At 53.1% G+C, this 21,091-nt stretch carries 18 protein-coding genes; 3 read left to right on the top strand and 15 right to left on the bottom strand.

Going from position 1 to position 21,091, the window contains the following annotated elements:
- The first annotated feature begins 156 nt into the window (after positions 1-156).
- Together I6L34_RS02435 and pbpC are read left to right on the top strand one after the other, a co-directional pair.
- Positions 157-5,040: an alpha-2-macroglobulin gene (locus I6L34_RS02435; protein ID WP_216955521.1), complete on the top strand. Its 4,884-nt coding sequence runs from the start codon at positions 157-159 to the stop codon at positions 5,038-5,040.
- Between the two features lie 52 nt (positions 5,041-5,092).
- Entirely contained in the window at positions 5,093-7,438 is a 2,346-nt protein-coding gene (gene pbpC / locus I6L34_RS02430) for a penicillin-binding protein 1C (protein ID WP_254202959.1), read from the top strand.
- A gap of 426 nt (positions 7,439-7,864) precedes the next feature.
- Here the strand turns inward: pbpC and I6L34_RS02425 are convergent, their stop codons facing one another.
- A complete protein-coding gene (locus tag I6L34_RS02425; protein WP_151286302.1) occupies positions 7,865-8,830 on the bottom strand; it encodes a hypothetical protein in 966 nt (321 codons plus the stop codon).
- A 301-nt stretch (positions 8,831-9,131) separates the two neighbouring features.
- On the opposite strand from I6L34_RS02425, the gene I6L34_RS02420 reads away from it, so the two are divergent.
- Positions 9,132-10,490, top strand: coding sequence for a tyrosine-type recombinase/integrase (locus I6L34_RS02420; protein WP_216955516.1), 1,359 nt, complete (start codon positions 9,132-9,134; stop codon positions 10,488-10,490).
- A 330-nt stretch (positions 10,491-10,820) separates the two neighbouring features.
- Here I6L34_RS02420 and I6L34_RS02415 read toward each other — a convergent pair whose 3' ends face one another.
- The 14 genes from I6L34_RS02415 to I6L34_RS02350 all read right to left on the bottom strand — a co-directional run bounded on the left by I6L34_RS02415 (position 10,821) and on the right by I6L34_RS02350 (position 20,903).
- Positions 10,821-11,507 (bottom strand): KilA-N domain-containing protein, encoded by a 687-nt coding sequence (locus I6L34_RS02415; RefSeq protein WP_216955514.1) that lies wholly within the window; start codon positions 11,505-11,507, stop codon positions 10,821-10,823.
- Between the two features lie 35 nt (positions 11,508-11,542).
- A complete protein-coding gene (locus I6L34_RS02410) occupies positions 11,543-11,773 on the bottom strand; it encodes a hypothetical protein (RefSeq protein WP_216955512.1) in 231 nt (76 codons plus the stop codon).
- Between the two features lie 123 nt (positions 11,774-11,896).
- Entirely contained in the window at positions 11,897-12,526 is a 630-nt protein-coding gene (locus I6L34_RS02405; RefSeq protein WP_216955511.1) for a hypothetical protein, read from the bottom strand.
- A gap of 284 nt (positions 12,527-12,810) precedes the next feature.
- Entirely contained in the window at positions 12,811-14,295 is a 1,485-nt protein-coding gene (locus tag I6L34_RS02400; protein WP_216955509.1) for a portal protein, read from the bottom strand.
- Positions 14,292-14,501, bottom strand: coding sequence for a hypothetical protein (locus I6L34_RS02395; RefSeq protein WP_216955507.1), 210 nt, complete (start codon positions 14,499-14,501; stop codon positions 14,292-14,294). The genes I6L34_RS02400 and I6L34_RS02395 overlap by 4 nt, the downstream gene beginning before the upstream one ends.
- On the bottom strand, positions 14,491-14,658 hold the full coding sequence (locus tag I6L34_RS02390) for a hypothetical protein (protein WP_216955505.1): 168 nt from the start codon (positions 14,656-14,658) through the stop codon (positions 14,491-14,493). The genes I6L34_RS02395 and I6L34_RS02390 overlap by 11 nt, the downstream gene beginning before the upstream one ends.
- Before the next feature lie 19 nt (positions 14,659-14,677).
- Positions 14,678-14,893 carry a hypothetical protein gene (locus tag I6L34_RS02385; RefSeq protein ID WP_216955503.1) on the bottom strand — a complete coding sequence of 72 codons (216 nt, stop codon included), beginning with the start codon at positions 14,891-14,893 and terminating at the stop codon, positions 14,678-14,680.
- 2 nt (positions 14,894-14,895) lie between these two features.
- Positions 14,896-15,417: a hypothetical protein gene (locus I6L34_RS02380; protein WP_216955502.1), complete on the bottom strand. Its 522-nt coding sequence runs from the start codon at positions 15,415-15,417 to the stop codon at positions 14,896-14,898.
- Positions 15,418-15,428: 11 nt separating this feature from the next.
- The gene (locus I6L34_RS02375) at positions 15,429-16,055 is read right to left on the bottom strand and encodes a hypothetical protein (protein WP_216955501.1); all 627 of its coding nucleotides are present in this window, start codon (positions 16,053-16,055) and stop codon (positions 15,429-15,431) included.
- Positions 16,042-16,311 (bottom strand): hypothetical protein, encoded by a 270-nt coding sequence (locus tag I6L34_RS02370; protein ID WP_216955500.1) that lies wholly within the window; start codon positions 16,309-16,311, stop codon positions 16,042-16,044. Before I6L34_RS02370 ends, I6L34_RS02375 begins: the two co-directional genes overlap by 14 nt.
- Before the next feature lie 88 nt (positions 16,312-16,399).
- Positions 16,400-17,584 (bottom strand): capsid protein, encoded by a 1,185-nt coding sequence (locus I6L34_RS02365; RefSeq protein ID WP_254202920.1) that lies wholly within the window; start codon positions 17,582-17,584, stop codon positions 16,400-16,402.
- Between the two features lie 124 nt (positions 17,585-17,708).
- On the bottom strand, positions 17,709-18,221 hold the full coding sequence (locus tag I6L34_RS02360; protein ID WP_216955499.1) for a hypothetical protein: 513 nt from the start codon (positions 18,219-18,221) through the stop codon (positions 17,709-17,711).
- A gap of 463 nt (positions 18,222-18,684) precedes the next feature.
- Positions 18,685-19,839 (bottom strand): helix-turn-helix domain containing protein, encoded by a 1,155-nt coding sequence (locus tag I6L34_RS02355; RefSeq protein ID WP_216955498.1) that lies wholly within the window; start codon positions 19,837-19,839, stop codon positions 18,685-18,687.
- 569 nt (positions 19,840-20,408) lie between these two features.
- Positions 20,409-20,903 (bottom strand): hypothetical protein, encoded by a 495-nt coding sequence (locus tag I6L34_RS02350; RefSeq protein WP_019446053.1) that lies wholly within the window; start codon positions 20,901-20,903, stop codon positions 20,409-20,411.
- Between the last annotated feature and the right edge of the window lie 188 nt (positions 20,904-21,091).

The following is a 21,091-nucleotide window of genomic DNA, read 5'->3' as shown; positions in this document are numbered from 1 at the left end:
CTTGCCGCACGGAATCAGTGGGCAAGGGGGTTCTCGTGCTGCAGGGGCGCGGAATTGTGCCCATTCGGGTAATGAGCTTTGTGTCGGGTGAGCAGGATGCCTTATCCTGTTTCCAGCCACGCTGCGTTTGCAGCGCTCCAACTCGGGATGGAACCTATGCGCCTCTTCGACTCTCCCTCTGCTTTTCACCGCTCTACCGCTGGAACCGGCGCTCTGCGCCGCTGCTGCTCGGCCCTGCTGCTTTGCGGAGTGGTCGGTTTGCTGTCTGGTTGCGGCCCTGACAAGCCCGCCAGCCAAATATCGACCACAGAATCCACAGCCCAGCAGGAGGCCGGGGCGCCAACTTCTGTAGTGCAGGCCAATGCCCGCCAATATCGGGATGCCCCGGCGCTGGCGCTGGTCTTCTCCGGCCAATTGGCGCCCAAGGCAAACTGGCAGAGCTGGCTCGGGGTCAGTGAGGGGGGCAAGCAGGTGCAGGGGGAGTGGATCCTCGCCGACGATGGTCGCACCCTCTATTTCCCGAACGTTCAGCCCGACAAAAGCTACGAGGTGAGCCTCAAGGCGGGGCTGGGCCCATCCCCCCAGAGCTGGACTCTCAAGACCCGGCCGCTGGAGGCGGGGGCCTCCTTTACCGCGAGCGGCATGGTATTGCCGCTGCGTCAGGAACTTCGCTTGCCCATCAGCGCGGTCAACGTGGATGAGGTCAATATCGATTTCTTTCGGGTCGATGCGGAGTATCTGCCCCGTTTTCTGGCGGAATATCGCCCCGGTGCCGGCATGGGTAACTGGGAGCTTGAGCAGATCACCAAGCGGGCCAAGCGGGTGTTCAGCGGCCGCTATGCGCTGGAGCTCGATGCCAACCGGCGCGAGACCCGCCTCATTAATGTGAAAGAGCCGCAGCTGGCGGAGGCTGGCGTCTATTTTGCGGTGATGTCGCCCCTTGGCAACTACGACTGGCGCAAGGAGACCACCTATTTCGCGGTGAGCGACATGGGGCTCAGTGCCCGCCGTTACCGCGATCAGCTGGAGGTGTTTGTCAGCTCCCTGGCCAGCGCCGACCCGCTCAAGGATGTGCAGCTCTCCCTGCTCGATGAGAAGGGCAACCGGTTGCAGGTGCAAACCACGGATCCACAGGGTCATCGCCGCTTTGATCAGGTGCAGGGGGCTCGCTTGCTGCTGGCCGAACAGGGCAACCATCTGGCGGTGCTGCGCCTCGATGGGGCTGCACTCGATCTCTCCACCTTCGATCTCGGTACCCAGCCCTGGCAGGCCCAGCAGTTGTATCTCTTTAGCGGGCGCGACCTTTATCGCCCCGGCGAGCGGCTCGACAGCGAGATCCTGCTCAAGGGGCAGGATGGCCAGCTGCTGCCCGGTATGGCAGTGGAGCTGGAGGTGAAACAGCCGGATGGTCAGCTGCTCGAACAAAAGCGGCTGCTACCGGACAATCTTGGCGCGGCCCACTACGGTCTGCGCCTGCCGGACGATGCGCCGCTCGGGCGCTGGACCATCAACCTCAAGACCGCCGCCGGCAGCCGCTTCGAGTGGCCTTTCCTGGTGGAGGAGTTTTTGCCGGAACGGCTGAAACTGCAGCTTGGCAAGGGGCCGGATGGGGAAGTCACGAGTCTGGACGCTGCCCTGACGCTGCCACTGCAAGGGGACTATCTCTACGGCGCGCCGGCGAGCGCCACCAAGGCGAAGGCGGAGGTAAAGATCAGCCGCGCCACCATGCCCTTTACCCAGTGGCAGGAGTTCACTCTGGGTGACGTGCTGCTTGCCGAGCAGGCCAAGGATCTCGAGCCTCTCAATCTCACCCTCGATGCGCAGGGGCAGGGGACTTTTTCGTTAGCTGATGAGCTCGATGGGGTGCGCGGTCTCGGGCCGTTGGAGGTGGCCTATCGGGTGTCGCTCTCCGAGCCCGGTGGCCGCGCCGTCAATCGCAGCCGCACCCAGTATGGCTGGCCCGCGGGCAGCCAGTGGCCGGCGCTCAAGGCCGACTTCGTGGCGGATCGGGTAGAGGGGGGTAAGCCGCTCCCCTTCCAGATCCTCAACCTTGATGAGCAAGGCCAGCCGGTGGCGGGGGCGGTGAAGGTGCGCCTTATCAACGAGTACCGCGACTACTACTGGCATTACGCCGATGGGGAGGGGTGGAAGTACGAGTTCAACAGCCAGCCCTATCTGGAACAGGAGCAGACCCTGCAGCTGGATGGCAAGGGGCCGACCCCGCTCACGCTGCAACTGGCGGCGGGCTGGTATCGATTGGAGGTGGAGAACAGTCAGGGCCATCAATCCAGCCTGCGGGTGGAAATAGGCAGTTACGCCTGGGGTGGCGGTGGCGAGCAGGCGCGGCCTGACAAGATTGCCATCACCCTCGACAAACGCGCCTATCAGGCGGGTGACAAGGCAAAAGTGATGCTGGTGGCCCCGCGCCCCGGTAAGGGCTTGCTGCTGGTGGAAGATGGCGACGGCCTGCGCTGGTGGCAGCGCATCGAGCTCAAGGGGGCCGGTGGCGATGCCAAGGATGCCCGCGGCGAGTTCGAGATCCCGGTCAGCCCCGAGTGGCAGCGTCATGACTTGCATATCTCGGCCCAGATCGCCGCGCCAGACAGCGCCTCCAAACCGGTCAGCGGCCAGCAGGGGCAGAGCCTGCGCTCGGTCGGGCTGGTGCCGCTCACCCTGGACCGGGAAGCGCGCCGTCTGCCGCTCACCCTGAGCGCGCCTGATAAAGCGGTGCCGCTTACCCGGCTGGAAGTGACCGCCACCTCCATCCCCAACAGTCAGGGACGGGTGGTGCTGGCTGCGGTGGATCGGGGCGTGCTCAATATCAGCGACTACCAACCTCTCGACCCGTTCGAGATCTTCTTTGGTCGCAAGCGCTTCGCCCAAGATTTGTTCGACAACTACGGCCAGGTGATCCCGCCGCAGGATGGCAAGCTGGCCCGCCTCAATTATGGGGGTGACCGGGCGCCGCTGAAAAAGGGTGGCGCGCTGGAGAGTCGGGTCGAGATCGCCGCACTGTGGAGCGGCGAGGTGAGTTTTGACCAGCAGGGCAAGGCGGTGATCCCGCTCGATTTGCCCAACTTCAACGGCGAACTGGCGCTGATGGCGCTGGCCTGGAACGAACAGCAAGTCGGGGAGGCCGAGCGCGCCGTCAAGGTGGTGGCGCCCTTGGTGGCCGAGATTGGCTGGCCGCGCTTTGGCGCCAGAGGGGATGAGACCCGGGCGCTGGTGCAGCTGCGCAACATGAGCGGTGAGGATCAGACCCTCTCCCTTGTCTGGACCCTCAATGGCGGGCTCAAGGCAAATGGCGAGCTGCCCGGCACTCTGTCCCTTAAAAATGGTGAGGAGCAGTGGTTGACCCTGCCGCTCACCGTGACCGGGGCGAGCGGCGTGGCAAGCCTGCAGTTGGCGGCCAGCGGCAAGGATTTTGCCATCAGCCGCGACTGGACTTTGCCGCTGCGCTCCCCCTGGCCTGCCGAGACTCGCCAGCGTTACCAGATGCTGGCCCCCGGTCAGCAGATGAGCTTCACGCCAGCTGAGCTAACCGGGCTGGATCGCGCCAACCTGCAGGGGCTGTTCAGCCTCTCCGGCACTCCCCCCTGGGATCCGGCAGCCCAGTGGCAGGCTCTGGCCGACTACCCCTACGCCTGTCTGGAACAGACCCTGTCCCGTGCCTGGCCTTACTTGTTGACAACGGCGGATGAGCGGGCCGCCTGGAGCAAACCCGCAGAGGACAAGAAAGCGGCGAGCGAGGCGGATGTGCAACGCGCCCTGCTGCAGCGGCTACAGCGGTTGCAACTGCCCAGCGGCGGTTTTGGTCTCTGGGATGGTCGCTCCGACGAGGAGCAGTGGCTCACCGCCTATGCCGCCGACTACCTGCTGGCGCGCAAGGAGGCGGGCGACGCAGTGCCGGAGGCCATGCTCAATCAGGCGCTGAACAGGTTGCAAAGCTATCTCACCGACAGCCAGTACGGCGAGCGCTGGAGCAGTGCCCCCGAGCACAGCCGGCTGGCCTATCAGGCCTACAGCGCCTATGTGCTGGCCCGGGTGGGCAAGGCACCGCTCGCTACCCTGCGACTTATCTGGGAGCAGCAGGCTGATCACGCTCGCTCCGGTTTGCCGCTGCTCCACCTCTCGCTGGCGCTCTCGGCCATGGGGGATGAGCAGAACGCAGCGAAGGCCCTCAGCCGGGCATTGGCGACCGAACGCGGGGATGACTATCTGGGGGATTACGGCTCACCGCTGCGCGATCAGGCCCTTGAGCTCTCCTTGCTTCGTCAGCACAAGCTGGCTGCGGAGCGCTGGCCTGATCTCAGCGCCAAGGTAGCCGATACCCTGGCCCATCGTCAGTGGCTCAGCACTCAGGAGCGGCTCGCTCTGTTGCGACTGGCCCGTTTCGATCCGGCCGTCGACTGGCAGGCCAAGGTAACTTCCTCTCTTGGCAGTGAATTCCTGAGCGGTTCGGCTCCGCTACAGCAGGGTGCCCCCGAGGCACTGGCGGCGAGCACCGTCACCAACGAGGGCAAGGGATCCCTCTATGTGCAGCGCACTCTGGTCGGCTACCCCGAACAGGCGCCAGCACGGATTAGCAAGGGGATGAGTGTGACCCGCAGCTGGTTCAACAGCGACGGTCAGCGTTTTGACCCGGCCAAAGTGAAGGTGGGCGATCTGGTGGTGGTGCGACTCAACGTCAGCAGCGAATCCGCGGTGCCCGATGCCCTGCTGGTGGAGATGGTGCCCGCAGGCTTCGAGCTGGAGAACCCGGCCCTTGGCAACAGCATCAAGCTCGAAGAGCTCTCCATTGAGGGGAAACCGGCGTGGCAGAGCGAATGGAACGACTATCTCAAGCATCAGGAGTTTCGCGACGACCGCTATACGGCGGCGCTGGATCTGAGTGAGGGGAGCAACCAGCTGCTGGTCTACCTGATGCGGGCGGTGACGCCGGGTCGCTATCAGGTGCCACCGACCCAGGTGGAGGATATGTACCGGCCTGAACTGCGGGCTGTGGGTGAGGATATCCACGAGGTGCGTATCTCTGAGTAACAAACCCTCCCTTGAGCGGGTTCGCCCGCTCACTTTCTGGCAGCGTGGCTGGCTGAAATTGGGTCGCACTGGCCGCGCTGGCTGGCGCTGGCTTGGTCGTTTGCCACGCTGGCTGCGTGTCTCGGTGCTGGGAGTTGTCGCACTGCTGCTGTCATTGCTGGCGCTGGATCGGATTTTCCCGCCGCCGCCACTCGACCCCGCCTACGCACGGGTGGTGCTCGACATGAAAGGGCGGCCGCTGCGCGCCTTTGCCGATACCAGCGGCGTGTGGCGCTACCCCGTGACCCTGGAGCAGGTCTCCCCCCGCTATATCGAGGCGTTGCTGGGTTACGAGGATCGCTACTTCTGGCGTCATCCCGGGGTTAATCCGGTGGCCATGGTGCGCGGGGTCTGGCAGTGGCTGCGATACGGGCGGGCCGTGTCGGGCGGCTCGACCCTCACCATGCAGGTGGCGCGCCTTATCGAGCCCTACCACAGGAGCGTGCCCGGCAAGCTGCGCCAGATGGCGCGCGCGCTGCAACTGGAGTGGCACTTCGACAAGCGCACCCTGCTCACCGTCTACCTCAACCGGGCGCCCTTTGGCGGCAATCTGGAGGGGGTGCAGGCGGCAAGTTTTGCCTATCTCGGCAAGAGCGCCGCCAAGCTGACCTATGCCGAGGCGGCGTTGTTGGCGGTGTTGCCGCAGGCTCCCAGCCGCAACCGGCCGGACCGCCATCCCGAGCGGGCCCGCACCGCCCGTGACAAGGTGATGCAGCGGCTGGTAGCGCAAGGCGTCTGGCCCGAACAGGTGTGGCTGGAGGGGCGTATCGAGCCGGTACTGGCTCGCGGCCACTTCACGCCGATGGAGGCGCCGCTGTTTGCCCGTCTCGCCGCGGACAATCAGGCCGGGGCGCTGGTGCACACCACCATAGACGGCGATCTGCAGCGCTGGTTGGAGGGGCGGGTGGCGAGCTATATCCGGCGCTTCCCTGAGCAGACCTCAGCGGCGTTGCTCTTGGTAGATAACAAAACCATGGCGGTGCGCGCCTATGTGGGCAGCGCCGAGTATGGCAATTTGCGCCGCCACGGTTACCTCGACATGGTGCAGGCGATCCGCTCCCCCGGCTCTACCCTCAAGCCCTTCATCTACGGTCTGGCCATGGATGAAGGGTTGGTGCACTCGGCCTCCTTGCTCTCCGATGCGCCAAGGCTGGGCTCGGAGTACCGCCCCGCCAATTTCTCCGGCGCCTTTCAGGGGCCGGTGACCCTGGCCCAGGCGCTGCAGCAATCCCTCAACGTGCCGGCGGTGCAGGTGCTGGAGGCGCTCGGGCCGGATAAACTGGTCAGCCGCCTCGACAACGCCGGAGTGCGGCTGGCGCTCTCCGACAAACCCAATCCGGCCATTGCGCTGGGAGCAGCGGGGATCCGGCTTGAGCAGCTGGTGGCGCTCTACAGTGCGCTTACCCGGCAGGGGCAGGTGGCGATGCCGGTCTGGCTGGCGGGGCAGCAGGCGGTGTCGCGCCCCCTGCTGAGCCCAGGGGCTGCCTGGATCATCTGGCAAATATTGAGCGCGCAGGGACGGGCTGATCAGCCTTTTGCCAGTGAGGCGACCGGCCGGGTCAATCGACTGGCCTGGAAGACCGGCACCAGCTATGGCTATCGCGACAGCTGGGCGATGGGGGTCTCCGGTCGCTGGACTATCGGCGTCTGGCTGGGACGCCCCGATGGTACCCCCATGCCCGGTTTTTACGGTCAGAGTGCAGCTGTGCCGCTGCTGCTCTCTGTCTACTCACGGCTGGCTGACAACAGCTCTCTGCCGGCACAACCCAACACGGTGAGCGAAGCCGAGATCTGCTGGCCGCTGGGACGCAAGGCCAGCGCGACCCTGCCTGAAGCCTGTTTGCAGCGTCAGAGTGCCTGGTTGCTGGAAGGGCGTGATCCTCCCACCTTGCCGGATCCCATGGACTGGCCCTCGCCGCTGCGCCAGGTCGCACTGACCGCCGCGGGCAAGCCGACCTTGGCCCGTTGCCCCGATGCGGCGCAATCCGGCTTTCGGGCCCTCTGGCCATTGTCGCTGGAGCCGTGGCGGTCCCCCGGCGAGCGGCGTCAGGCGCTGCTTGCCAGTGGTTGTGCTGGGGAAGGGCAGAGCGCCGAGCTGCAGGCCCCCATTCGTATCGTGGCGCTGGGGGAGGGCAACCTTATCCGCAGCCAGCGCTATCGGTTGCAGCCCAAGGTGCTGGGCGGTGTCGGCAAGTCGGCCTGGTTTCTCAACGGCCAGCGACTGCGCTGGGACGGGGATCAGGTGCTGAGTGTGGCGGGTCGTTATCAGCTGGTGGTGGTGGATGAAGCAGGCAACAGCGATCGCATCGAGTTTCGCGTGGTGCATCCTGACGGTGATGCCAGCACCATCACCCGTTGATCGTTTTGCCGACAGCCATTGAGGTGAATGTAATTAACTATTTGAAATGCATCAATATTTGATTGGATGAATTAATTTTTGAATAATTGCGAGTTCATTCAAATCCAATCGGGAGTTCTCTTTTGCTGCGTGTTCTGTGTCCCTTGCTGGTGCTGATGAGTTCGGGCTGTGCCACTACCAATCATGGTGATCACCATGTTTCTCCTGAACGTACCGGGTTCTATTCACCTTTCGAACCCGCTTCCGAGAGTTTTGTACGTTGTTATCAGAAACAGTTTGCCTGTACCCCTTCCAATATCCGCCGTGACAGGGCGATGGAGGCGCGCAGGAAGGCGCAAGAGCGGGCCAATCACCGTGGTGATGATTGGTAGGCCGCAGATAACGAGAGGGGTTGGCAGATGCCAACCCCTTTTTCATTCCGCCGGTTCAGCCCGGTTGGCGCAGATGGCCGAGCCGGGTGAAGAAGTGCTGGCTCTTGCGCTGGTGAAAGTGGCTCTTCTTGATGGGATGGAAGATGAGGTTGCTTTCGGGGTGACTCGCTTTTAACTGGTGGAGCATCGCTACGGCGGGCAGGCTGGTGCTGACCAGGGTGGTGAGTGGCATGCTGAGGGTCTCGGGCCCGAGCAGTTGATTGAGCCCTTGCTGAGCCTGCTCAAAGCGGGTCAGGGCCGCCGGGTCGGCATAGCCGCTACCCAGCATGGCGAGCAGGTTGTCGAGGGCCAGATGAAATTCGGCCAGCTGTTGGCGAAAGCCGCTGCGCCCGCGCAGGGCAATCAGCTCTGCAAACGGAATGTCGGCTAGGTGAGTGGGCACTTGCAACGGGATCTCGAGGTGGAAGCAATCCTGACCGCCGCGATTGTGGTAGCGGGATTCGAGCAGATGGAGCAGGCGGTCCAAATAGTCGTGATCGGTAATGAGCGCCCCGTCATTGGCGAGTGCCCACTCACGGGCGAGACGCATGGAGAGCAGATTGGCAAAGCGCCGTGCCATTCTGATCCCCCCCTGATCCCGACTGGCAAAACCATGGTTGAGGCAAAAGCCGTGCAGCCGCTCCAGTCCCGACTGATCCGGGCAGAAGCAGTCGTGGTTGGCCCCCTGACGCCAGCGGGTGACCAGCTCCTTGTTGCCAAACACCTTGTGACGGACAAAATTGGGGGCAAGCAAACCGCTTAACTGGCTTTCGAGTTGCGGAGTGATGGCGGCAAAGAAGGCGGCATCGGGTCGCTCGGCCAGCAGATCGGTCTCTTGCTCGAGGGTTTGCTGCAGGGCGGTGAGACCGCTCTTTTCGCTGACGGTGAAGACAAAGGCGAGCCGCTCCAGATAGAGCAGGGCAAACTTGAGCCAGAGCTCGTCACGTACCTCCATGCCGGGGTAGTAGATATAGGTCTTCATCGTATCGGTCTGTCGCCAGAAGTGGTGCCGGGGTGCAGGGTCGGGAATATACGCAAGATTGGCGCTGCACAGCAAACACTGCGTGGGGGAATGTGAGCAAACGCTCATCCAGTAGGCGCTGGCCACAAAGTTCTGATATAATTCGCGCCCTTAAATCAAGGTCACCCGAGTCATTACCATGAAGTTCATTATCTTCTTCGTGGTGTTCTAACTCTCTGAATCCCTTATTAATCAGTGGTTTATGTTCGCCGCTTTGTCCGGTTTATGGTACGGTTCGCACTCTAGCACAGGGGGAGACCGTATGAAAAGCCGTAGTACAACTTACGCTCTTACAAGCCGCGCTGGGCGTTGGTTCATTCACTGGCATGTGCCTAAAATTCTTCATAACCATCCCTTCTTCAGGGGCAAGACTGTCTACGTTAAGACCCTAGAGACCTCAGATCTCAGGGAAGCCATCATCAAGCGGGATGCCGCTCTAGCCCAGTTCAAACTACTTGCTGACCAGATGGCCCAAGAGCCTAAGAGGTCACGCTTCAACGCCATGATTGAAGAGATTCAGGAGGCTGTACGCGAATCCCAGCAGAAGCTCCCTACAACTATCTGGCAGGGTAACGAGAGGGCCGAGATCATCCATGAAGACCTCTATGATGCCTATGACGTTGAGAACTCATTGGCTCGGGGTGATGAAGTTGAAGCGGACGCGATCCGGTATGTACTCGGAGGCGAGAAGGTTATTGCAGCCAAGTATGAGATAACGCTGAAAGAGGCAGTGAATGCTTACCTCGACTTCGATAACAAGCAAGACCCAGCCAAGCGTAAGGCAAAGGCAACTCTCAGTAAGATGCGCAATGGGGCTGATAGTCTCTGTTCATTCATGCGCAAGAAAGACCCCAGAATCTCCGCCATTGAACGCCGAGACGTTACCCTATGGCTTCAGTCATTGGAAGATGCCAAGAGCGACAGCACCCGTGTAGGCTACCTCAGCGCGTTATCCCTGTTATGGGAATGGTGTTACTTACGCAAGAACGCATCAGGGGATAATCCATTCAAGAATGCCAATGTGCGCTCTACAGGTGGATCACAGTCGTATGTGGATTTCACCGTTGAGGAAATGGTTAAGATCCTGAAACATGCCGATTATCCTCTGAAGATCCTAAGCAAATTTGGTCTACTGACTGGTTGCCGGATAGGGGAGCTGGTTGCTCTGACGGCTGACGATTTTGAGGTTAACAATGGGGTTCACCTTGTCAGAATCAGGAAAGGCAAAACCACTAACTCAATTCGTGCTATCCCATTTCCTGCTGCTATTTGGGCAGAGCTGAAAGAGATAGTGATTGCAGGTGTCTGGGTTGGTAGCAGAGGCAGTAAAGCCGCTGGAGTATGGTCTCACAAGTTCGGACGGCTCAAGGGGAAAGCTCTTGGAAACCGTGACCGGACAAAGGGCTTTCACAGCTTTCGTGGAATGGCTATCACCGCTTATCACCGTGCAGGTGTTCCAGAGGATGTTACAGCCGCTATCGTAGGCCACAGCAAGAAGGGGCTCACCATGTCGTATGGCCTCTATTCCTCTGGGTACGACTACAAGCACCAGCTTCAGGCAGTAGAGACCATGATAGCCTCTCCCGACATGCAGCAATTCCTGACCCTGTTCACCGAATAGGATTCACTGTTAACAACGGTAGAAAAAATGACCGTAAAAAACCCTCAGACCTACAGGAAGAACCTGTAGACCCAAGGGGAAGAAATCTCGATGCCCTAGATACGCTCTGGGGCTATCGAATAGAAAGATACCAAGAAGACCAAAGGAAACATGAATAAGGTCTTGGAAGGTTAACAACGTTGGATGATCTACATTTATTATTATTTACATTACTCTGCTGGACAGTCTAATAGATTCATCCAGCCATAGTAGTAATGTTATCTATGAGTAGAGCAAATGACCCTCTTATAGAATCTTATTCTATAGTCAGGGGTTATTCATGGCGAGTCCCTAAGCAAGGTAATTTGTGTTCTTAGTAGTCTCAACGTGGAGCATTGCTGCAATCTGGTGATAATCAAGGCCAACTTTAAGCCCTATCTTAACCATGTCCATAGAAGCAATAACAGCAGTGAGAGCTTCAGGGCATTCAGCTTCAGCCAAATAATCCTTAGTTGACCCATTCTTACCAGTCAGGACGGATGGGACATAACCAGTAGCTCCCTTACAGGCCAAACGGTGGTAATTACTGAAGGCATGGCGGCCCATAGAACCTCCGCATTCCTTAATCGTATCGTTCATTTCCTGTCGTGTCTTCTCGTACTTATCCAGCAGTTCAGGAGACACAGCTACAGATTCAGCAATAGCAGCAGCTTTATAGATGTTTCCCTTGGTCAGCTCAATAAATGCCTTACGTACTGCTCGGCGGAACTCCTTGGAGCAATAGGAAGCGTATTCAATTACAGCCTCTTCACAACCCCATGTCCCTCGGCATGGCGTATCTTTTCCGCCCATTTTTACAACTATCCGAATTTCGGAATCTGCAATCATGTCGTGAACCTCTGGTGTGTCCTTCCAGTGGCGCAGTTGCCCGCCTGTACCACCTTCAGCAAGCCATGCTTGTTCAATGTCGTTTAGGGAATAAAGCCCGTCTTCATTCTGACGGATAGAATAATCTTTGTTGTTAAATTTAATGTTCATTGTTTATGTTCATCCTTGAGTGGGGACGTTCCTTTTTATTGGTAAGTGGGAATTTCTGTGAAGTCAGGAAGGGAATTAACTAGCTTGTCAAACTCACTGGTATTAGCACCAGCGGCAAGCATGATGTTGTTGTGCTTCAGCAGGTTCAAAGCCACTTGTAAATGTGCTGGTTTGCGAACATCTGGATCACGAATACATTCAGTGGTTACTTCAATCAATTCGCTGTGCAGCTCTTGTAGCTTCTTCTCAAGCATGTCTTTTTTCATTTATTTATTTCCTTTGTTTTTATAAGTGAGATGGGAACATGAGGTAAATTTTATGATGTAGGTTCATGTTCATCCTTGATAGGGGCCAAGAGGAATCACCTTCCTAGCCCCAGATTCTATTTCTTACGCTTGTGTTTTACCCAGAAGCTCACGGAAGTTTGTGCAAGCCTTGGGGAGATTCTTGATAATGTATTCTGCACTCTTACGGGAGCGTACCTTAAATGATGCCCAGCTAATCAGCATGGCTACCAATTCAGTATTACCTTCATCAATAACGTCCCAGATTTCACCTGCACCAACAAGATCATAAATAGCGTCCATAATTTCTTGCTTGTAGGCTTTATTCTTGTCTGCCATTTCTACGGCGTGATCCAGTTGCTCAGATGCTTTCTCGTAATCTTTGTAGTATTCATAGCTAGGGGCCAATGTAAATTCACCAATGTCGTAATCAGTGCCAGACACATAAGATTTGTTGTCAAGGTAATAGGCATAAGCAGCAAGGCCAAGCAGGTTAGTATAAGTACCCATAGGCTTCTCATTCCCTGACTTGATAGTGTCCAGTTCAATGAGTTCAGCCCCGAGAGTATCAACGTGCCATGAATACCAATCGAAGGGAGCTGCTTTACGGTTAGTAATACCTTTCAATTTGCAGTAGGCACGGTGAAGATCATTCAGGTAATACATGCCATCAAAAATACGGACTTCAACTACGGTGGAGCACAGTTCTACAGTTTGGGTGTTTTTAGTTTTCATTTATTGGTTTCCTTTATGTTGTGCCTCTCCTGCCGTCCCTTCTCTTACTGCCTCACACGCTTAAACCAATAGGCAAGCAAGAGCAGCAGAAAAGGCACGACATAAAGAAGCGTGTGATGTTGTAGCCAAAGGGATTGGCTCATTCTTGGGTAAGGGGTTATTCGGTGTGTCTTTGGGATTTGAGGTCGTAGCCAGGTCAACAGGCCATCTATAACGCGCTCCTACGCGAGATTTCCAGAATGGATAAGGTAATCCCCCTGAAGATTTCACGTAGGAGCGTGTGTTTACTGCTGTTGTGCCTGCATCTGTAGAGCTTGAGGCCCCATAACCTGCATAAGCTGTGCTGCTTGCTCTTGCTTCCTCTCGCTATCCAGTTGTTCGGCTGACTTGATAAGGCCACGCTCTGGGACATTGAGACTTGCTAGAACACGACTCCAGAGCTCGCCCATGTCTACAGCCGTCATTGCTGCTTCACCCATAGGGGCCATCGTGTTCATAGCTGTTACAAGGCGTTGGTAGTCCTGCCCACGGCCCAAAGCATCTACACCAGTGACGATGGACGGTTTGAATGTGCCCTTGGGGAATGACGGGATCACTCCATCAGCTTCAAGCCTACCAATAGCGACACTGACGATAGGCATTTGCAGTTCCATACTCAGGAGCGAATAGACACCGCCTAGAACCTGTTCCAGCTCACTAGCCAGAGTTCGGATCTCTTCTGCTGTTACTCGCTCACCAGAACGCTGTAGGGAGCTTTGCATCAGGAAGGCTTGAGAGATACCACGCCGGATCTCGTCTGCTTCAGTCTTGGTAATAGCCATGTCTGCTTGCTTATTAAATTGCAGGCATACAAGGTCTTCAGGGTTGCCCGCTACATAGGCCCCGTTCCTCGCTCTGTTCAGCGCATTCAAATCTGTAATCCCGTTGGGACGTACCAGCCAGACAATCCGAGCGGCTGCTTTTGCTGACTCGGACATACTTTTAGAAAGTGTCTCAAGGGAAGAGAGATCGCCAATGTGTTCTTCCACATAGGAACGGCCATAATCTTCACCGCTGACTTGTACCATGCGAAGGGGAATCCAAGGGCAACGGCCAATAGCGTATTCAGCGTGAGAGCTGGGAATCAATACATCTTCCAAGTATTGGTCTGATACCCATTTACCTTTCTGACGGCGAACACAGGTGTAGACCTTCACTGTTTTCTGTTTGGGATCATCATCAGTAATCAGCTTTTGAATTGACTTGGGGAGGTCAGCTTTAAATACAGGTTCTTCCACAATAATTAGCTCTACCTCTCCCATCATGTCCCGCTGAACTACATACTTATCTAGCCTGAACATTTTGAATGACTCTTTGCCCATGTAAATAAGAGCATTACCAGAAACAATAAGCTGCTTGATTGCTTCAAAGGCTGTGTTCTTAATGTTCTTCAATTCAAGATAATCATTCACCATCCGTTCAAGGCGGGTCAATGCTTGGTCTAGTTTACCTTGTGAATCTACACCTAGCTTTTCACGTTCGGTCGGTTCAACGGTAAGACGAAAGAATGAGTTTTCCGGCGGGAATAGAGATAGCTGAATCTTGGATGCAAGACTCTTCAAAGCCCTTGCGCCAATTCCCTGATAAGGGACATACAATGTCTCACCATTACTATCTGTTTCTGGAAATAGAGACGGGATAGTTAGTTTTGCACAGCTCTTTGCTCTGGTTACATAGGCTTCCCGAGTACCTTTTAGTTTTTGATAAATACCACTTACTGATTGCTTCAATTACTTACTCCAATGTTCATCCCTGAACCTGTGTTACCACCAATAGAAATTCCATTGTTATTCCGGTAGAACACAGATTGAGCCTGTTTGGCTTTACGCTTTACACCTTTATCACTAACACCAGTTTGCACTTCTGCGGCTTCTGCTGGTGCAGGAGGTGGAGCTGGCGGCTTAGGGGGATCTGGAACATGACTATTAAGACACATGCTCACGCTCCATCTGAGAGACTTTATGAGCCATAAAATCCAATACTTCTTGCACACCAGCCTTGAAATAGAGGTGCTTAACTTCATCCTTCAGCAATGGGGTTGTATTAAATGCTGCTTGGATTTCTTCAAATAGTTGTCGTTCTTTGCTTTTCATAATTCAATAAAGAGAGGGATTACTCCCCCTCGTTCTCTTCTTCTTTTACTTTTGCAGGGAATAGCTCACGAACCAGAGCCATGATTTGTTCTGAGGTGTTCAGCTCAAGCGTTGATAGGTAATGGCCCAACAGCTTATCTTTCAATTGGAATTTCTGTGGGCGCTCACCAAGGACTAGAGTTGCATGTTCCTGAATACGCTTAAACAAGGTGTACTGATTCTGAGTGACGTACATGGTTATTCCACCTTTGTTTCTTGCTCGATGAATGCCTTCATTTTCTCACGGATAACAGGCAGGGCAGCCATTGCGATACTCTTATCTTTATCTGAAGCATCCAGATTACCGGCTGTGTATGCCATGTCCTTCATTGCTTTGAACAGTTGCTCATAGCTTGGTTCTTGGTATTGGTAATAATGATTGCGGCCATGTTCACTGTTACGGGCCTTGCAGATGTATTCCCATTGTTCATCTACATACTTTTCCGCATCCTCTGCATTGGCAAAGCAGAAATAGTAATCCTGTGCCCATGCTTTGAGGGCCTTAATGTCTTCTTCATACTGCTTATCGAGCTTACGATCATAAGCATTCTGCTGCTGTTCCTCTTGATAAGCTACAGATGCCTTATAACCTGCTGCTGCGAATGCTGCCATTGGAGCGGAGCTATGTTGTGCAAGGAATCGGATTTGGGCCTTGAGTGCGTTAATTTCGTCAAACAGCTCAAGGGAGAGGTCTTCTTTAGTAATCTTTTTGGTGTTCATGTTGATAGGTCTTATTTGTTCTTATAGATAATTTTACGGTAGCCATCCCAGAGACTCATAGCCCCTTGGTAATCGCCTTTGAATGCTTTCTTAATTGCAGAGTCTAGGACTTTGTATCCGGCCTCTGACCTAGTAGATTTAATGTGGGAAATGTCTTGCTCAAGCATTTCAACCATCTGGTTATAATCAGCGCCAAGCTCATTTGAAATGTCGGCTAGAACAGCGTAGGCATAAGAATTGATTTCATCCTGCTCCATACCAGTTGCATTAGACACAGAGGCCATAGCTTCATGGTCATTGTTGAATAGAGCATCAGAATAGAATTGGCCTACGTCACCGCTTGCTTTATTAATGGTGTCCAGCTTTGAATAAATTGGGTGTTGATTGCTTTCATCGTTCTCTGTGCTTTCAACGTAGGTGTCTAGGTTATGCTCTTGCTCAATGGTGCATGTTTCTTCAGAGACTCCAAATAGAGAATCCCGCTGTGCTTCTGTCATTTCCAGACCATTGAATGAATAGAGGGCTTCACCATTATCATTCATACCTACTGAGTATTCAGGCAAATTGTAGGAATCAACTTCAATGTCACCACGCATGGGAGCATGGCTAAAATCATTAATGTCATCAGATAGGCTCATTTGCTTTAACCTCCTTACTCATTTTCTCAGCAGTATCTACAAGAGCATTAATTTCAGTTTGCAGTTGCTCAGTCTTCAATTTGATGAGCGTGTACGGGTCTGATACTCGATTACCTTCACAATTAACTCTTCGGCAAATACTCTCTGCAATAAGGAGTCGTGCCATTTCTGAACGGGACATAGGTTTCCCAGTATTTTTACCGTGCCGTACTCGTTCTTCATCTAGCATTTGTAGCGTAGCTTTGGTGATGGACATAGTTGTTCCATCTTTCTTGTTATCTCTCATTGTTATTATTCTCAGATTTATAATGCTGCCGGATAGATACCCAGCAGCTTAAATTCAATTACTTCTTCTGCTTCTTTAGCTTCTTCATGTTCTGTGCAATGAATGACGGCAGACGCTCATTAACGGTGTCTGTCTTGGATTCAAACAATGCGATAGCACATGCAGGACGCAGGATGTTAGTACCTACGTGCATTTGAGTCAGAATGTTCATACCGAGTCGGGTAGGTTCTTCCACAACTCGGGAACTCACATCCTTCACAATAACAGCCGCCGCGCAATCCTTGGTGTATACAAGACCCGCTAGACCTGTGAAGTCAGCCCGATAAGCATCAGTACGGCCAGAACCACCTTCTTCCACAGGGAGAGGTTCGTCTTGACCAATAAGACCATTCAGCTCGTTCTGATTTGGCAAGTGGTTAGTTTCATAAATCTGGATACCGGCAATCTTCAGACCAGTAATAGGGTTATCGCCTGAAGCATCCAGCTTTTCATCAAAGCTCACTAGACCTTGAAACTGCTTGTTCATCCAAGGCATTTTGTTAATGTCCTGTGCAGCGTTTACAAGAGCTTCATAATCATCAGGAGTCAGAATACAAACTGCTGTGTCGATGTTTGGAACATTCTTTTTCACAAGCTCTGTGCGAGCTTTATGAATAGCATCTACGATCTGCTGGCCGCGTGTCAGTTTAGAACCATCAGTTCCGTATTGAGCAAGAGTTACGTTATTTGTAAATACTTCATCGTCCAGAACATTGCCTACCCCAAATACTTTCTCTGCTGCTGCCTTATCAGTAATAAATGCAGCCTTAGCGATGATACGCATTACGTTCTTATCCAGACCATTAGCCATTTCATAGGCCGCTGCTTTGGTATAAGGAGCACGAACATCGTAATGGTTTAGGTCAGAATCAACCTCAGAAACGAATAGATTGGAAGCAAGAACACCATCTACAGTAATTGAGCGTGTGGTATGTTTAAGTTCAGCAGCTTTAATCAGTTCACCTACAGTGTGATACTTAGCTCCTCGTGAAAAGCTAATCATCGGGAAGTCAAATGATTTACCATTTCGCAGGGTACGCTTGTTAATAGTGCTTAGAGCAAAGCAGTGTTCTTGGAAACATGTCAGCACTTCACCAGCGAACAATTTACGGTACAAAAATCGGGTGTCTCCAGTTCCATTGTTTTGACCTGGGAAACTTGGTGTTTGTTGGATAGGGAAATTATCGTTGTTATAGTTATTCAATTTTCTTTCTTCTTATTATTTATTGTTGTTATGTTTATTTTCTTTATTATTGCAGGTAAAAGAAAAGGCCCACTGAATCCAGTGAGCCCTTCAAGGTTTGTTTGTTGTGTTCTCTACCTCTCGATTACTCATCCAAATTGTTCACCTTTATGTACTTGTAGATAACCATGCTTGCGTAACGTGCTGCTCTGGTAATGTGCGTAATGTAATAAGGTTTGTAGTCCTTACCATTAATCTCCCTGAGTAGAGCAGTTACAGCAGCTTCATGGATAATGTCTAGGTTCCACAAAAGCAGGTAGACCACATTATTCCAAGCGTTAGGCTCACCAAGAACTCGCTGAACTTCATCAGGGTAATAGGAGCGGCTAACAGGCACTTGTGGTTTCTTTGTAAAGTATGCACCGTTCTTACTTGCTGTTTCTTTCAGGTATTTACGGACAAGGTAATTAGGTGAACCATTCGACAGCTCTTTGTATGCTTCCCAACGTTTATTAGGAGTGAGAGGCTGTGTTGATAGGCGAGCTTGTAGGCGCTCATTCTCACGCTCTGTTTGAGCCAGACGATCTTTCAATGAATCTATTTCAGATTGGAGGTTTTCTTCTGTGTTGGTTGAGAATAGGCGCTTGAGGAATTGCATTATGTTTTCACTCTATTACAAGGATGGTGATGGAAATTGATAGAGAAGGTTAGAAAGAGAGAGCAAAGGTTCGTCTCTTCTATAGTCAGGGTTTATTCTATTGGTGGTTTAGGGAGGGAATGGAGCATGGGGAAGGTGTTGCATTTTGGGGATTCCCCATTTTGCAACAGGCTCGGCTGGGGTGGTGCATTTTCGCGAGTCGTTAATTTGCACTAGGGGTCGTTTGCTCCCCACACATTTTCCCTTTTGGGGATTTGGTGTGAGTGCCATCTGGGGTCATGCATTCCGCCAAAATGGCATTTTGCATGAGGGGTCGTTTGGCCTGCCCGAAAATCCCGAATCGGGGAAATCGGGAATGTCCCATTCTTGTCCCATGTTTCATCTGGGGTCATACATTATCGCGAGTCGTTAATTTGCATGGGGCAGCAAATGAGGTGGCCACTCCCAGCCACCCCAAGGATTATCACCCTTTGTTGATCTTCAAGAATTCCCTACTCTGTTTTCCTGCAATGCTCAATGTCTGGCGCTGCACTACTTGGCCCGCATAGATCGCTGCTTCTGTCTCAGAGAACCCAGCAGTTACCATAGCCATTTTCAGCTTATCCAGCTTCTCTTTATGTTCGCCTTGGACTTGAGCCAGAAAATAGGGGGGAGTCTTCTGCTCTGGATTCTCTACATCTGGTTTTACCTGTGAGCGTGGCTTATTAGGCTGGTAATCAAGACCAGTCAAATCAATAGGGGCAGGAGCATTAGGATCAATAAGGTCATAATCCTCTTCGTGGTCTTCCCAAAAATAAACTTCCTCTTCTACATCTTCTTCTACAGGTTCTTTATTCATCACTTCCTCTGTAATAGAAGACAAGTATGAGCCTGCATCTTCGATTTTGGTTTCATCTGGGGTAGAAGTTGGGAGGGTTTCGATAATAGTGGTGTCGTTTGGGGTGGCACATTTTGGGGAATCCCCATTTTGTGCGAGTAACGCACGAATCCTAGACACTGTTTGCCGCTCCATTTTGAACAGTCGTGCAATCTCCCCATCACTGGTGCCGTCTTCATACTCCTGCATTATTGCTGCATCACGCTTCCCCTTACATACTTGGGATAGTGACTGGTGCTTGTCGTTATCTTTACCAAAATAATTACTATAGCCAGCGCGGATTCTTGGAACAGGAGCCCCGATAGCTTCAGCGATCTTCTTCACATCAGGTTCAAATACATTCTTCATGTACTTATCAGACTTCAGCTCCATCAACTTCTTAATGATGTAGTAATAATCAGCTTCAGTATTGCTCTTGCCGTGAGCCACATTGGCCCCCATTGCAAGCAAGCGGATCTCTTCAAACGTGGATACTTCAATACATTCCCACTGACCAGCGGGAACCTCTGGAATCTGCTTATTCATGTAGGCAGCGTAACGATGGAACCCGTCTACCAGATAATAATGCCCCTCAAAAAGAGCAATCTTCATGGGGGTCTTAAACGTGACACCACGTTCAATCAGATCCTCCATGTCTTCAATTACTTCTTTATCTGTAGCTACACGGTATTGAGTACCAGCAGTGGTGTCGATTTTATTGATAGCCAGAGGTGCAATAGAGCGATCGTGATAAGTTGCCATGATAAGAAAAAACCTCAGTGGTAAATTTTGGATAGAATTTACTACTCAAAAAGTGGTGGTTGAATTGTAATTATTAAGAGGCGATCAGGTATTTCCATTTGGGATGGCCATTTTTGGCGACTCGCCATTTCTGGCCGTTCCATTCTTATCCCTATTTAATTGTTGATAGGTGAGCCCCATTCGTTTACTCCAAAAAAGGTCAACGACCAAAAATGGAGTAGCCAAAGTGAACCCAGCGGGACAATCAGCAAGATAACCTGCACGGTAAATCTGGCTGACCTTCTTTAAGACCCATCTTGCCTCTTGTGCTTCTTCTGCTGGGGATGATCTTGGTTATTAATAATGTTGATAAAACAAAAGGAATGGTCTTGGAGAATGTCAATCAGGTTTACCCAAAGATCTCGGGCCTTTGTGTTGTCTGATTCTGTCTACAAGATCTCTACCTGTTTTATTTTAATTGTTATTACCAATGTTCATTATCTTGGAGATCTCTTGGAAAGATCTTTTGGTTGTCCAAAGGAGAGTCCTGCGGCCTCTATAAAGAATGTCAGCAAAAATTCATACGAGTCTCAATTATTACCATCCCAGACCTCCCGCTTCTCAAGTTGATAGTCAATGGACTTACCCGCAGCAATCGCCGCATTGGTCAATTGGTTCACGTACTGCCTGCTAACAGTTCCTCCCATCCAAGGTGCGACCCATTGCTTTACTGCTGCATTGGTTATCGTAGGAAGGGATAGCAGGATCTTGAGGACAAGGCTGGTGCTCATGGGTAGCCCTGTGTATTTCTCTGAGTTGTTCAGCCGTGCAGCACCAGTAACCACATCATTGACCCAGCCTGCATAGCTGTAGATTGAGTGACGGGAATTGAGAGGGGGCAAGGCATCGTCTTCATCTATCTCTTCCTGCTTGACCTGCCGGAGTAGCCAGAGGCGAACGAATGTATTGTTGAAGGTGATAGGCGGACGGCCTCTTGGTCTTTTGGCTGGCTCGATGAGTGCGGGAAGGGAATGGAGAGTTGTACTGGGTTGAATGTTGGATTGAATGGTTGGTTGTGCGGTCATGTGGTTTGTTCTTGGATTGGTCTATCGGGTTGCTCAGGGGAAATTGGAGCATCCAGGTCAATCAGGTGATGGGACGGAAGGAGGAGGGACGGAAGAGGAACGCACTTTCTGACAGTGCTGGTGAAAAGTGTGCTCGGGAAGGCTTGTTGATAGGTGAGCGGTTGGAGAGCTTCTTGGTAACTATTGGA

It is taken from the genome of Aeromonas sp. FDAARGOS 1404, from assembly GCF_019047085.1.
In the GTDB taxonomy this organism is placed as follows: Bacteria; Pseudomonadota; Gammaproteobacteria; order Enterobacterales; family Aeromonadaceae; genus Aeromonas; species Aeromonas veronii.
The sequence above is the reverse complement of the archived record's forward strand: the minus strand, read 5'-3'. Positions and strand labels throughout refer to the sequence as shown.